Annotated in this window: 12 protein-coding genes; 5 read left to right on the forward strand and 7 right to left on the reverse strand. The window is 73.0% G+C overall.

Going from position 1 to position 12,727, the window contains the following annotated elements:
• Positions 1-35: 35 nt before the first annotated feature.
• Together J421_RS25980 and J421_RS25985 are read right to left on the reverse strand one after the other, a co-directional pair.
• Positions 36-2,333, reverse strand: coding sequence for a beta-glucosidase family protein (locus tag J421_RS25980; protein WP_025414042.1), 2,298 nt, complete (start codon positions 2,331-2,333; stop codon positions 36-38).
• Entirely contained in the window at positions 2,330-2,710 is a 381-nt protein-coding gene (locus J421_RS25985; protein ID WP_025414043.1) for a hypothetical protein, read from the reverse strand. Before J421_RS25985 ends, J421_RS25980 begins: the two co-directional genes overlap by 4 nt.
• 84 nt (positions 2,711-2,794) lie before the next feature.
• On the opposite strand from J421_RS25985, the gene J421_RS25990 reads away from it, so the two are divergent.
• The 4 genes from J421_RS25990 (at position 2,795) to J421_RS26005 (ending at position 6,122) form a co-directional block, all read left to right on the forward strand.
• The gene (locus tag J421_RS25990; RefSeq protein WP_025414044.1) at positions 2,795-3,421 is read left to right on the forward strand and encodes a TetR/AcrR family transcriptional regulator; all 627 of its coding nucleotides are present in this window, start codon (positions 2,795-2,797) and stop codon (positions 3,419-3,421) included.
• A gap of 98 nt (positions 3,422-3,519) precedes the next feature.
• Positions 3,520-4,347, forward strand: a complete 828-nt coding sequence (locus tag J421_RS25995; RefSeq protein WP_025414045.1) for a GNAT family N-acetyltransferase — start codon at positions 3,520-3,522, stop codon at positions 4,345-4,347.
• A gap of 33 nt (positions 4,348-4,380) precedes the next feature.
• A complete protein-coding gene (locus J421_RS26000; RefSeq protein WP_025414046.1) occupies positions 4,381-4,902 on the forward strand; it encodes a DinB family protein in 522 nt (173 codons plus the stop codon).
• 65 nt (positions 4,903-4,967) lie between these two features.
• Positions 4,968-6,122, forward strand: a complete 1,155-nt coding sequence (locus tag J421_RS26005; RefSeq protein ID WP_025414047.1) for an LIC_10091 family protein — start codon at positions 4,968-4,970, stop codon at positions 6,120-6,122.
• 114 nt (positions 6,123-6,236) lie between these two features.
• Here the strand turns inward: J421_RS26005 and lepB are convergent, their stop codons facing one another.
• From lepB to J421_RS26020, 3 genes are read right to left on the reverse strand one after another with little or no spacing between them, the layout of a single operon-like run.
• Positions 6,237-6,947 (reverse strand): signal peptidase I, encoded by a 711-nt coding sequence (gene lepB / locus J421_RS26010; RefSeq protein WP_104023305.1) that lies wholly within the window; start codon positions 6,945-6,947, stop codon positions 6,237-6,239.
• A gap of 54 nt (positions 6,948-7,001) precedes the next feature.
• Positions 7,002-7,610 carry an LbetaH domain-containing protein gene (locus J421_RS26015; RefSeq protein ID WP_425485857.1) on the reverse strand — a complete coding sequence of 203 codons (609 nt, stop codon included), beginning with the start codon at positions 7,608-7,610 and terminating at the stop codon, positions 7,002-7,004.
• A 5-nt stretch (positions 7,611-7,615) separates the two neighbouring features.
• Positions 7,616-9,082 carry an N-acyl-D-amino-acid deacylase family protein gene (locus tag J421_RS26020; RefSeq protein ID WP_025414050.1) on the reverse strand — a complete coding sequence of 489 codons (1,467 nt, stop codon included), beginning with the start codon at positions 9,080-9,082 and terminating at the stop codon, positions 7,616-7,618.
• Between the two features lie 27 nt (positions 9,083-9,109).
• Here J421_RS26020 and J421_RS26025 point away from each other — a divergent pair, with 27 nt between their 5' ends.
• Positions 9,110-10,447: a GntT/GntP/DsdX family permease gene (locus J421_RS26025; protein WP_025414051.1), complete on the forward strand. Its 1,338-nt coding sequence runs from the start codon at positions 9,110-9,112 to the stop codon at positions 10,445-10,447.
• A 154-nt stretch (positions 10,448-10,601) separates the two neighbouring features.
• Here the strand turns inward: J421_RS26025 and J421_RS26030 are convergent, their stop codons facing one another.
• Both J421_RS26030 and J421_RS26035 read right to left on the reverse strand, forming a co-directional pair.
• Entirely contained in the window at positions 10,602-10,877 is a 276-nt protein-coding gene (locus J421_RS26030; RefSeq protein WP_025414052.1) for a hypothetical protein, read from the reverse strand.
• 80 nt (positions 10,878-10,957) lie between these two features.
• Positions 10,958-12,724, reverse strand: coding sequence for a hypothetical protein (locus tag J421_RS26035; RefSeq protein WP_025414053.1), 1,767 nt, complete (start codon positions 12,722-12,724; stop codon positions 10,958-10,960).
• Positions 12,725-12,727 lie beyond the last annotated feature (3 nt).

Raw genomic sequence — 12,727 nt, forward strand, 5'->3', positions numbered from 1 at the left:
CCAGTCGGAACACGCAACCGCCAGCCCTCGTGCCGTCAGCGACGCGCCGTCGTCACCGTCACCGTGTCGGCGAGCACGACCTCCGCGGCCGAGCGGGCGACCTGCACGCGGAAGGCGCCGCTCGGGATCCGCCACGTCTGGGTCGCGGCGTCCCACACGCCTAACGGATGGCTCGCCGCGGCGGGGTCGATCGTGATGCGCACGCGCCGCCGCTCGCCCGGGTCGAGCCACACCTTCTCGAAGCCGACGAGGCGCTTCGGCGGCTCGCCGGCCGACGCCGGGAGGCTCACGTACACCTGCGGCACCTCGGCGCCGCGACGCGTCCCGGTGTTGCGCACCGTCAGCTCCACGGTGATCGGGCGCGTGCCGTCGCTCGCGCGCGGGCGCACGGCGAGGTCGGACATCGCGAACGTCGTGTACGACAGGCCGTGGCCGAACGGGAAGAGCGGCGCGATGCCGCGCGCGTCGAACCAGCGGTAGCCGATCGCGAGGCCCTCGGAGTACTCCACCGTGTACGGCCCACCCGCCGCCATGCCGAAGCCCGCGGCGCCGACCTTCGCCGGCGTGCCCGCCGAGTCGACGCCGGGCCACTGGCGCGGCGTCGTGACCGGAAGGTCCGCCGCGCGGCGCGCGAACGTGACCGGCAGCCGCCCCGACGGCGTGGCGAGGCCGAACAGCAGTCGCGCGACGACGTCGCCGTCCGCCTGCCCGGGGAACCACGCCTCGAGCACCGCCGGCACCGCGTCGATCCACGGCAGCAGCGCGGACGCGTTGTCCTTCAGCACGACGACCGTGCGCGGGTTCGCGGCGGCGACGGCGGCGACGATCGCGTCCTGACCGTTAGGCAGCGCCACGCCCGGCAGGTCGCGGCCCTCTTCCGAGATGGTGCCGGCGAGGACGATCGCGACGTCGGCCGAGCGCGCGGCAGCGACCGCGTCGGCGAGGTTCGCGGCGTCGTTCGCGACGACGGTGAGCGTCGCGGTGGCGGAGCTGCCTAACGTGGCGAGGGCGCGGCGCACGCCGTCGAGCGGCATGACCGTGGCGAACGGGATGACGTCGGAGCTGCCGCCGCAGCAGCCGGCCACCGCCTTCGTCGCGTAGTCCGCCTGGCCGATGAGCGCCACCGAGCGGATGGCCCGCGAGTTCAGCGGCAGCAGGCTGCCCGCGTTCTTCAGCAGCACGGCGGACTGCTCACCGATCTCGCGGGCGAGCCGCGCGTGGCGCGCGGTGTCGATCGGCGCGAGCGCGACGGGTCGGTCGAAGACGCCGAGCCGGAACATCTGCCGATAGCGGCGGGCGAGCGCGGTGTCGACGTCGGCCATCGTCAGCTCGCCCCTGTCGATCGCGGCGGCGAGGTTCGCCGGCGTGAACCAGGTGCGGATCGGCGCGTTGGCCGGCGCGTTCGGGATCACGACGCCGGGCATCTCGTGGTCCATGCCCGCCTTCAGCGCGGAGGCCGCGCCGTGGGTGGCGAAGAAGTCCGACTGCACGTAGCCGGCGAACTTCCACTGACCACGCAGCACGTCGGTGAGGTGGTGCCGGTCCTCGCACGCGTGCGGGCCGTTCACCGCGTTGTACGAGCACATCACGCTCGCGACGTCGCCGTCGCGCACCGCCATCTCGAACGGCAGCAGATAGAGCTCGTGCAGCACGCGGTCGTCGATGATCTCGTTCACCGAGGTGCGCGCGGTCTCCTGCTCGTTCGCGACGAAGTGCTTCGCCATCGCGATGACGCCGTGCGCCTGGATCGCGCGGATCTCGGCCACGGCCATCGTGCCGGTGAGGAACGGGTCCTCGCCGAAGTACTCGAAGTTGCGGCCGCCCTGCGGCACGCGGGCGAGGTTGAGCCCCGGTCCCTCGAGCACGTGCAGCGCGAGGTCGCGCGTCTCCTGGCCGATCACGTCGCCGAAGCGGGTCGCGACGGCGCGGTCGAACGACGCGGCGACGGCCATCCCGGACGGGAGCGCGGTCGCCTTCGGCGCGTCGCGCGTCATGAGCGCGCCGGTCGGAGCGTTCGACCCGGTCGCCGGCACGCAGTCGCTCTGCCCGACGCCGACGGGGCCGTTCGTGATGCGGAACGTCGGGATCTTCAGGCGCGGGATCCCGGGGACGTGGCGCGCGCCGTAGCACTGCGGCAGCTCGGCCACGACGCCGGGCGCGCCGACGAGCTGGGCGAACTTCTCGTCGCGCGTCATGGCGGCGAGGAGCAGCTCGGCCCGGCGCGCGGGCGGGAGCGCGGCGTTCGTCCACGGCGGCGATGACGACTGCGCGTGCGCGGCCGCGGCGGCGCCGAGTGAGAGCGCCGCCGCGGCGACGTGCCGGGCCAGCGTCACGGCTTCGCGGGAGCGGCGGCCGTTGCGGGAGCCGGCGCGGCGGTGAACGTGCCGGTGGCGTCGAACGGCTTCACGTCGACGGTCCCCTTCAGCTCCTTCGAGGCGAGCGTGCCGGTGTAGATGATGGTGAGCGCGGTGCCCTGGTAGTCGCCGCCGTGCTGGAACGTGACCTTGCCGTCCCTCGACTCGCCGGTGAGGTCGTAGGGGCCGCCGTTCGGGTTCGTGCAGCTGCCGGTGAGGATGGTGCCGGTCTGCTTGATGGTGCACACCTCGTCGAGCGGGTTGCCCGCGACGTCGCCCTTGATCTGCCACTTGCCGGGGAGGGAGTCGGTGGGGTCGGCGTGGAGCGCGGCGATGAGGGAGAGGGCGAGCAGCATGGGGAGCCTCGTGGTTGCGCGACGGGTGGGGGGCAGCTAGGATGGGCGAGCCCCATGAATGAACGATCATTCAGTCCGCGCCCAGTGTACCCGTCCTCCGTCGCGCTGTCAAGCAGACCCGCCGCCGACAAGGCCGACAAGGCCGACAAGCGCAGCGCGATCCTCGCTGCCGCGCTCCGGCTCATCGCGCGCTCCGGGCTCCACAACACCCCGATGGCCGCCATTGCCCGCGAGGCCGGCGTCGCCGCGGGGACGCTCTACCTCTACTTCCCGAGCAAGGAGGCGATGGTCAACGCCCTCTACCTGGACCTCATCCAGGACCGGGACCGGGCCTACCTCGCCGAGCTCGATGCGATCGACGACCCGACCGCGGGCCCCGCGGAATCGACGTGGCGCATCTGGCACGCGCTCGCCCGCTGGCACTTGGACCGCCCGGACGCGTCGAACCTCATCCACCAGTGCCGCGCCTCGGGGATCCTGACCGACGAGACCCGCGCCGCCGAGGCCCGCGACCAGGCCGCGCGCCTGCCCCTCTTCCGCGACGCGATCGCGCACGGCCAGCTGCGGGAGCTGTCGCAGCAGGTGTTCTGGGCGCTGTTCGCGGGGCCGATCCTCGCCCTGGTGCAGATGCGCGACGCGGGCGAGATCGACGTGGACGACGATGTGCTGCGCGCCACGTTCGACGGCGTGTGCCGGAGCGTGCTGCCCTAGAAGGAACGTCAACGGCAAAGAACTGGGGATGAAAGGATCTCGAGATCCTTGGAATCCTTTCATCCCCAGTTCTTTGCTTTGAAAGAGCCAATCCACCCGTGCACCTCGAGCGCGCGACCGATCCCGCCACCTTCGTCGACGACGTCTCGCTGACGCTCGTCGCGAACGAGGCCGGGCACGGCCTGCTCCTCGGCCTGCTGGGCGCCGGTCGCGCCGATCCGCCGCCGACGTGGGCGTACGCGGCGCTCGTGCGCGACGGACGCGACGTCGTCGCCGTCGCGCTGCGCACGGACGACAAGCTCGTGCTCTCGCGTGCCGCGCCCGACGCGATCGCGCTCATCGCCGCCGATGCGCTCGCGGGGAACAGTGCCGCGGAGGTCCGCGCACTCGTCGGGCCGCCGGAGTCGGTGCGCGCGTTCGCGGTCGCCTCGGGACGCGCGTGGCGCACGTCGATGCGACAGGGCGTGTACACCGCGCACGCCGTCGTGCCGCCGACCGACGTGCCCGGGCGGCGCCGCGTCGCGACCGCCGCCGACCGCGACACGCTCATCGCGTGGTCGCAGGCGTTCCACGCGGAGGCGCTCGGCGAGAGGCCGGCGGCGGACGTCGTCGCGCCGGGGATCGACGCGCGGGTCGCGGCCGGCGCGATGCACCTGTGGGACGTGGACGGCACGCCCGTCGCCGCCGCCGCCGCCGCGGGGCCGACGCCGAACGCGATCCGCGTGAACTTCGTGTACACGCCGCCCGACCGGCGCGGCCGCGGCTACGCGAGCGCGCTCGTCGCGTCGCTCACGCAGCGGCTGCTCGACGAGGGCCGCGCGTTCGTGTTCCTGCACACGGATCTCGCGAACCCCGTGTCCAATCGCGTGTACGAGCGCATCGGCTACCGGCGCGCGGCCGAGTTCGAGATGCTCGTGCCCGACTGAGGGCGTGACGTCAAACCGTTAGGCACCTCGCGCATGATCCGACTCATCGACTGGACCGCCCGCACGTGGACGTTCGACCTCCCGGTGGGCGCCTTCCCTGCCGTGGTCGAGCGTGTGCGGGGCACGCCGGCACGGGCCGCGGCGCTCGTCGACGGCGTGCCCGAGCACGCGCTCGGCGCGCGCGTCGACGGCGCGTGGTCGGCGAAGGACCACATCGGCCACCTCGACGACCTGCACGACCTCGACGACCGGCGCCTAACGGAGTTCCTCGACGGCGCGCGCACGCTGACCGCGGCCGACATGACGAACCGCCGCACCCACGACGCGAACCACGCCGACATGCCGATCGCCGTGATCCTCGCGCGGCTCGTCGCGCACCGCGCCGAGCTGGTGGCGCGGCTGGACGCGCTGACGGAAGCGGACGTGGCCGCGACGGCGATGCATCCGCGGCTGCAGCGCCCCATGCGGCTCGTCGACTGGCTGCAGTTCGTGGCCGAGCACGACGACCACCATCTCGTGCGTGCGCGCGAGGCGCTGCGCGCGGCGCGGCTTTGACAACGCGAGCTCCGCGCACGAGCTTGCGGCTCGGCCCTCGACCTTCCCTCGTGCGGCACTCGCCGATGCGCTCTCGCTCCTCACTGCTCCTCGCGCTGCTCGCGCTCGCGGCGTGCCGCTCCGCGCCGGCGCCGGTGCCGGCCGCGCCGCCGACGGCAGCCGCCGCGCCGGCGTCGCCGGACTTCGCGCGGCTCGTCACCGAGCTGTCGGAGCCGGGCGGCTACTTCGACTCCGACAACCTCGTCACGAACGAGACGTCGTACCTGCACGTCGTCGGCGCGCTGAAGCGGCTCGGCGTGCAGGGCGGCGCGTACATCGGCGTCGGGCCGGACCAGAACTTCTCGTACGTCGCGGCGATCCGACCGAGCGTGGCGTTCATGCTCGACATCCGGCGCGACAACATGCTCGAGCACCTGCTGTTCAAGGCGCTCTTCGCGCGCGCGCGCAACCGCGCCGAGTATCTCGCGCTGCTCACCGGGCGCCCCGTGCCGACCGACGTCGAGCGGTGGGCCGACCGTCCGCTCGCCGATCTCGTGGCGCACTTCGACACGGCGACGTCGACGCCGGCGAGCGAGGCATCGGCGCGGGAGCTGGTGATGGACGGCGTGCGCCGCACCGGCGTGCCGCTCGACTCGTCGGACCTCGCGACGATCCGCCGCTTCCACGGCGCGTTCATCGCCGACGGCATGCAGATCCGCTACGAGAGCCGCGGCCGTCCGGGGCGCGGCTTCTTCCCATCGCTGCACGACCTGCTGCTCGCGCGCGACGTCGACGGCTCGGAGGCGGGCTATCTCGCGCGCGAGGCGGACTACCAGTTCGTGAAGGACCTCGAGGCGCGCGACCGGGTGATCCCCGTGACGGGCAACCTCGCCGGTCCCAAGGCGGTCGCCGCGGTCGGCGCGTGGGTGCGCGCGCAGGGCGAGCACGTCTCGGCGCTGTACACGTCGAACGCCGAGGACTACATCATGCGCGACGGCAGCTTCCCGGCGTTCGAGCGCAACGTCGCGGGTCTGCCGCGCGACGCGAAGAGCGTCATCATCCGCAGCTACTTCGGCGGCTTCCGCGGGCAGCACCCGTTCAACGTGCCCGGCTTCCGGTCGACGCAGCTCCTGCAGCCGATCGACGCGTTCGCGGCGACGGTCGCGAAGGGCGGCTACGGGGATTACTACCTGCTCGTGACCGACGGGGCGATCGATCCGCGGCCGCCGGTGAATCGTTAGGCACTTCGGAAGGCATTCGACCGCAGAGGACGCAGAGGGCCGCAGAGGAAACCAATAGCAACTGCTTCTCCTCTGCGGCCCTCTGCGTCCTCTGCGGTTCCAGAACTGAAAGGCTTATCGGATCCACGTCCCGAGCCGCCGCCAGCGGATCTCGGTCACGGCGCGGAACCAGTCGAGGCCCGCTTCGGTGTCGTAGGAGTAGTAGACGACCGTCGGCGTGCCGCGGAGGTTCGCGCGCGGGACGGGGCCGTAGAAGCGACTGTCGACCGAGTCGTCGCGGTTGTCGCCCATCATGAAGTACATGTCGCGCGGGACGACGAGCGGCCCCCAGTCGTGCAGCGTGGGGCGCGTCGACGCCGACGACGTCTCGAGCTGGTGCTGCCAGGCGAAGATGGGCAACGGCTCGCGTGTGAAGTCGCTCGCCGGCGTGGCGCCGCGTGACTCGGCGACTCCGTTCACGTAGAGCCGGCCGGCGCGCATCGCGAGCGTGTCGCCGCCCACGCCGACGATGCGCTTCACGAGCACCGGCGTGATCTCGTCGGGCGCCATGCGGATCGACGGGTCCTGCGGCGGCGAGACGAACACCGCGATGTCGCCGCGCCGCGGCTCGGCGTAGCCCGGAAGGCTCACGTGGGTGAGCGGGACGTGCGGGCCGTAGCGGAGCTTGTTCACGAACAGCCAGTCGCCGACGAGCAGCGTCGGCTCCATGGAGCCGCTCGGGATGTGATAGGGCTCGGCGAGCGCGACGCGCGTGCCGAGCGTGACGGCGACGACGGGGAGGACGTTGCGCGCGAGCTCGCGCACGGTGTGGCGGAAACGGGACATGACGGCTCAGGTCGAGGGAAGTGCACGCCCTACGCGCCGATCGCGTCGGCGGTGTCAACCGCCGCCCTGATCGACGAGGCCGAGCCGCGGCACCACGAGCCGCGGCCGCAGCAGCGCGCCGGGCGCGATCACCGCGTTCGCCCCGATGCGCGCGCCGTCACCGATCACCGCGCCGAACTTGCGCGCGCCGGTATCGAAGCGCCGCCCGTCCGCGTGGATCGCGATCGGCGCGTCGGGACGCTCGTTGCGGAAGTTCGCGACGATCGCGCCCGCCTCGAGGTTCACGTCCGACCCGACGACGCTGTCGCCGACGAAGTTGAAGTGCGCGAGTCGCGTGGACGCGAACAGGAACGCCGACTTCAGCTCCACGCCGGGTCCCAGCGTGCACCGCGCATCGAGCCAGCACCCGCCGCGCACGTACGCGCCCGCGGCGATCGTGCAGTGCGGCCCGACGATCGCCGGTCCCTTGAGCGTCGCGCCGCGCTCGACGCGCGCCGTCGCGTGCACCGCCACCTCGTCGGCGATCGCGTAACCGTCGCCGAGCGCGGCGAGCAGCCGGCGGACGACGTCTGCCGAGCGTGCCGTCAGGTCCCACGGCGCGAGTCCCGGGAACGTGGCGAGCGGCGAGGCGTCGAACGCCGCGACGTACTCGCCGATCGACATGCGCATCAGTAGCCGGCGCCGTCGATCGGGCCGCGCTCGACGAAGCGGCCACCGCGCGCGCCGGTCGGCTGCTGGTCGCGGCTCGAGAGCACGCCGTTCACCCACACGGCCGCGATCCCCTCGGCGGCGCGCTGCGGATCGTCGAACGTCGCGACGTCGCGCACCGTCGCGGGGTCGAACAGCACGAGGTCGGCCCAGTGGCCCTCGCGCACCACGCCGCGCTCGGCGAGGCCGAAGCGGCGCGCCGGCAGCGCGGTCATGCGGTGCACGGCATCCTCGAGCGAGAACAGCCGCTCGTCGCGGCAGTAGCGGCCGAGCACCCGCGGGAACGTGCCCCACAGGCGCGGGTGCGGGCGCGGATCGTTAGGCAGCCCGTCCGACCCGACGACCGTCGCGGGGTGGCGCAGGATGCGCCGCATGTCGTGCTCCGCGATGGAGTGGTAGATCGCGCCCGCGGGCTGCAGCCTGTGCGCCGCGTCGACGAGCGTCGTACCCCACCCCGCGGCGACGTGGGCGAGCGACCGACCGCTCGCCTCCGGGTGCGGCTCGGACCAGGTGATCGTGATCTCGACGCGCGGGTCCACCTGGCCGACGTCCAGCGTCGACGAGCCCGCGGCGTACGGGTAGCAGTCCCACCCCACGGGATGCGACGCGCGCGCGGCGTCGAGCGTCGCGAGCACCTCCTCGCTGCGCCCCCAGTTGTCGGGGCCCGCGCACTTCAGGTGCGACACGGCGACCGGCACGCGCGCGTGCCGTCCGATGCGCACGGCCTCGTCGAGCGCGTCGAGGATCTCGGCGAACTCGCTGCGCAGGTGCGTGGCGTAGAGCGCGCCCGCCGCGGCGAGCGGCTCGGCGAGCGCGACGACCTCCTCGGTCGGCGCGGCGCGCGCGTTCGCGTAGGCGAGCCCCGTGCTGAGGCCTAACGCGCCGCGGGCGAGCGCGTCGCGCAGCTCGTCGCGCATGGCCGAGATCTCGGCGGACGTCGCGGGGCGATCGAGCCGGTCGAGGTGGTTCGCGCGCAGCGCCGTGTGCCCGACGAGCGCGGCGACGTTCACCGCGGGCCGCGCGCGCGTCACGGCGTCGCGGTACGACGCGAACGTCGGGTAGCGGAAGTCCCCGGCACGGCCGAGGAGGTTCATCGGGTCGGGCGGGTCGCCGCGCAGGCGCACGGGGGCCGCGCTGATGCCGCAGTTGCCGACGACCACCGTGGTGACGCCCTGCGAGAGCTTCGGCCACATCTCCGGCGCGCGGATCACCGTCGTGTCGTCGTGCGTGTGCACGTCGACGAAGCCCGGGGCGAGCACGAGACCGGCCGCGTCGTGCACCGTCTCGGCGCGCCACGCGTCGAGGGCCCCGGGCGGGCGCACCGCGGCGATGCGGCCGGCGACGAGCGACACGTCGGCGGGGGTCGCGGGGGCGCCGGTGCCGTCGATCACGGTGGCGCCGCGTATGAGCGTGTCGCATCGTTCCACCCCTTCAACTTCCACCGAGACCCCAGCGTGGTCCAGGGCAACCTGCTGCTCGCGTACGCCGCCGCGTCGATCGTGGCGCTCGTGCTGCTCATCGCGCGGCTCAAGCTGAATCCGTTCGTCGCGCTCGTCGTCGTCTCGCTCGCCCTCGGCGTCGCGGTCGGCATGCCGATGGGGAACATCGTGAAGGCGTTCGAGACCGGCGCCGGCGGCGCGCTCGGTCACATCGCCATCGTCATCGCGCTCGGCACGATGCTCGGGAAGATGATGGCGGAGTCGGGGGGCGCGGAGCGGATCGCGCACACGGTCATCGACGCGTTCGGGGAGCGCAACGTCCACTGGGCGATGGGGTGCATCGCGTTCCTCGTCGGCATCCCGGTGTTCTTCGACGTCGGCTTCGTGCTGCTCGTGCCGATCGCGTTCAACGTCGCGCGCCGCACCGGCGCGTCGATGGTGCTGGTGGGGCTGCCGATGGTGGCGGGGCTCAGCGTGGTGCACGGCCTCGTGCCGCCGCACCCGGCGGCGCTCATCGCCGTGCAGGCGTATCACGCGGACATCGGCCGCACGATGCTCTACGCGCTCGTCGTCGGGCTGCCGACGATGGCGCTCGCGGGTCCGCTGTTCGCGCGGCTCATGGCGCCGCGCGTCGTGCCCGCCGGCAACCCGATGCTGCAGGCGGAGCTCACCGAGGAGGCGCCGGCGGCGCAGCGCGCGCTCCCCGGCTTCGGCGTGACGGTGGCGACGATCCTGCTGCCGGTCGCGCTCATGCTCGTCGGCAACTGGGCCGACGCGCTCGCGCCGGCCGGCTCGGTGCCTAACGATCTGCTGCGGCTCGCGGGCACACCGGTCGCCGCACTGCTCATCGCGCTGCTCGTGAGCTTCGTCACGCTCGGCCGCGCGTTCTCCCGCGAGGCGATCCTCCGCTTCACGAACGAGTGCCTCGGGCCGATCGCCGGCGTGACGCTCGTCATCGGCGCCGGCGCGGGGTTCGGGCGGATCCTCATGGACGGCGGCGTGTCGGCGGCGGTCGTCGATCTCGCGACGCGCGCGAGCGTGCCGCCGCTGCTGCTCGGCTGGCTGGTCGCGGCGCTGATCCGCGTCGCAACGGGCTCCGCGACGGTGGCGATGACGACGGCGTGCGGCATTGTCGCGCCGATCGCCGCGCAGCGCGTGTCGCCGGAGCTGATGGTGCTCGCGACGGGCGCCGGGTCGCTCATCCTCTCGCACGTGAACGACGGCGGGTTCTGGCTCGTGAAGGAGTACTTCGGCCTCACGGTGCCGCAGACGCTCGCGACGTGGACGGTGTGCGAGACGGTGATCTCCGTCGTGGCGCTCGGGCTGACGATGGCGCTCGCGGCTGTGGTGTAGCGGCCGGGCTCCACGTACGAGTTTGTATGGGACTGAAGAAGGACTGAAGGAGGACTGAAGAAGGAACCTTTCAAGTGTCCTTCTTCAGTCCTTTGAAGTCCTTCTTCAGTCCCACGAACACACGTACGTGGAGCCCTGCCGGGCGCACCACGCCTCACCCGTGCTCCGCGCCCACGCCGTGCATCGCGAGCCCGACCGCCGTCTGCTCCTCCACGGGGAAGAACTCGTTGCGGCTCACGTGCCCCACCGCCGCGTCCACGATCTCGCGCACCCGCTCCACCGACTCCGCCTGCCACAGACAGACGCCGTGTCGCCCGTCGATGCTCGGCAGCACCTGGAGGAGCCGCACGTCGTCGGGGAGCGGTGCCTGGGCCGCGGTGGGCCAGAAGACGGCGGGGTCGGTGACGGCGTGCTGCGCGACGATCAGCATGGAGGCCTCCGAGCGGAGGTTGGACTGCCTGGGGATAGCCAAAGTGCCGCGCGCGGCTCGCGACGGCAACACGCCGCGAATCACCGCGTGACCGGCTCGATCTGGTCGAACCGCAGGTCGCTGCTCCCGACCCCGCGCCCCGTCTCGCGCCGCCGCCCGATCCACACGAACGTGCGGCCGTCGTACCAGCGCGCGCGCTGGTAGCTTCGCGTCACGATCGTCCCCGAGAACGGGATCTCCTCCTCGTTCACGAACCACGGCAGCGCGGGCTCGGTCAACAGCACGCCCTTCGCGCGCACGACGTCGCGCGGCGGGGTGCCCATCTGCGGCATCGCTGCGCGCTGGAACGCGATGTCCTGGCCGCCGACGTCGCGGCGCGCGGGGAGGAACGGGATCCAGTTCTCGGGCACCGTGGTGCCTAACAGATAGCGGATCGCGGCCGGCGAGTCGTGCACCGGCGTGGGCTCGACGCCGGTGCGGTCGGCCGCCTGGTGGCCGTCGATGCCGCGCCCCGTCGCGTCGGGGATCACGTCCTCCACCGCCCACACCATGTTCGCCATCTCGTCGCGCAGGAACTGCACGCGCTCCAGCGGGTCACTCTCGAGCGTGGCGCCGAGCGTCGCGGGGAGGAAGAGCCGCCGGGGTCCCGTCGTCGCCGCGCTCAGGTCGAAGAGGCTCCACCGCTGCCACCCCTGGTCGGGACGCTCGTTCGCCGCGCGGACGAGCGTGCGCTGCCCGAAGACGTCGGTCACCACGAGGCCGAGCACCTCGCACACCGTGTTCACCGGGAGCCGGTAGGGGACGACGTACCAGTCGTTCCCGTACACGAGCCCGAGCTCCGCGAAGACCAGCATGAGCTGGTCGGTCGTCTGCGCGTCGAGCGCGCCGAGGTTCACGAGGCGCTCCTCCATCTCCCAGAAGCGCGCGTTAGGCATCCCCTTGAACGTCACCGTCGTCGGCAGGAACGACAGCACCTCCTCGGTCGGCGCGCGCGGCGCGGGCGTACCATCGGACGGCGGCACGGGCAGCCCACCGTCCGCGGTCTGGAACGCGTCCCAGTCCAGCCGCCCGTCGGCGTAGCGCGGCGCATCGAGCCTGAGCACGCCCTCGGGCGCCGGCGCGGCGATCGACAGCGAGTAGCACAGCCGCGCGACGTCCCACACGGGAGGCGCGTCGGGCGGCGGCTGCGTGTACTGCCGGTCGAGCCACGCGACGAACGCGTCGACGTAGCCCTGGATGTCGCCCGCGTCCGTGCCGTCGACCGGCACGTCGGCGGCGAACGTGCCCGCGCGGATGGCGTCGAGCGCGCGACCGCCGTCGAACGCGAGCCGCCGAGTCGCGAGATAGAGGTTCAATCCGTCCACCTGGCCGCGGAAGTCGGCCTCGGCGTCCTGCGCGAACGCGAACGCCGCCCGGTAGCGCGGCCGGTACTTCGCGCGCAGCGCCGGCGAGTGCAGCCGCAGGAAGTACTGCGCCGCCTGCACACGCAGCGCGTGCGTGAACGGCACGCGCTCCCGCTCCACGGTCGCCTCGAGCGGCGTGGCGTCGTCGTACGGCTGCGCGGGGCCGGCGCCTAACGACACGCGGTCGGGCGTGAGCTGGCGCGTGACGAGCCGCGCGTCGATGGGCGAGCCGGCGTCCTGCGCCTCCAGCTCGCCGAGCTGCCACTGCCGCGTGAGCAGCCACATCGCGTCGCGCACCTCGGCCCGGAGACTGCGCGTGAAGTCGTGCGCGCGCGGCCGCGCCTCCAGCCGGTTGTACGCGGTGACCGCCGGCTCGCGGAACACGTCGAGCAGGAGCGTGGGGTCCGCGCGCATCACGGCACCGAGCTGCGTCAGGGGCGGCATCGT

The organism is Gemmatirosa kalamazoonensis, assembly GCF_000522985.1.
Classification (GTDB): domain Bacteria; phylum Gemmatimonadota; class Gemmatimonadetes; order Gemmatimonadales; family Gemmatimonadaceae; genus Gemmatirosa; species Gemmatirosa kalamazoonensis.

Bases quoted from the DNA above. Each gene is read 5' to 3' on its own strand.
- lepB (WP_104023305.1), bottom strand. From the start codon at position 6,947: ATGTCCCGTTTCCGCCACACCGTGCGCGAGCTCGCGCGCAACGTCCTC.
- J421_RS26000 (WP_025414046.1), top strand. From the start codon at position 4,381: ATGATCCGACTCATCGACTGGACCGCCCGCACGTGGACGTTCGACCTC.
- J421_RS25985 (WP_025414043.1), bottom strand. From the start codon at position 2,710: ATGCTGCTCGCCCTCTCCCTCATCGCCGCGCTCCACGCCGACCCCACC.
- J421_RS26030 (WP_025414052.1), bottom strand. From the start codon at position 10,877: ATGCTGATCGTCGCGCAGCACGCCGTCACCGACCCCGCCGTCTTCTGG.
- J421_RS26015 (WP_425485857.1), bottom strand. From the start codon at position 7,610: ATGTCGATCGGCGAGTACGTCGCGGCGTTCGACGCCTCGCCGCTCGCC.
- J421_RS26035 (WP_025414053.1), bottom strand. From the start codon at position 12,724: ATGCCGCCCCTGACGCAGCTCGGTGCCGTGATGCGCGCGGACCCCACG.
- J421_RS26005 (WP_025414047.1), top strand. From the start codon at position 4,968: ATGCGCTCTCGCTCCTCACTGCTCCTCGCGCTGCTCGCGCTCGCGGCG.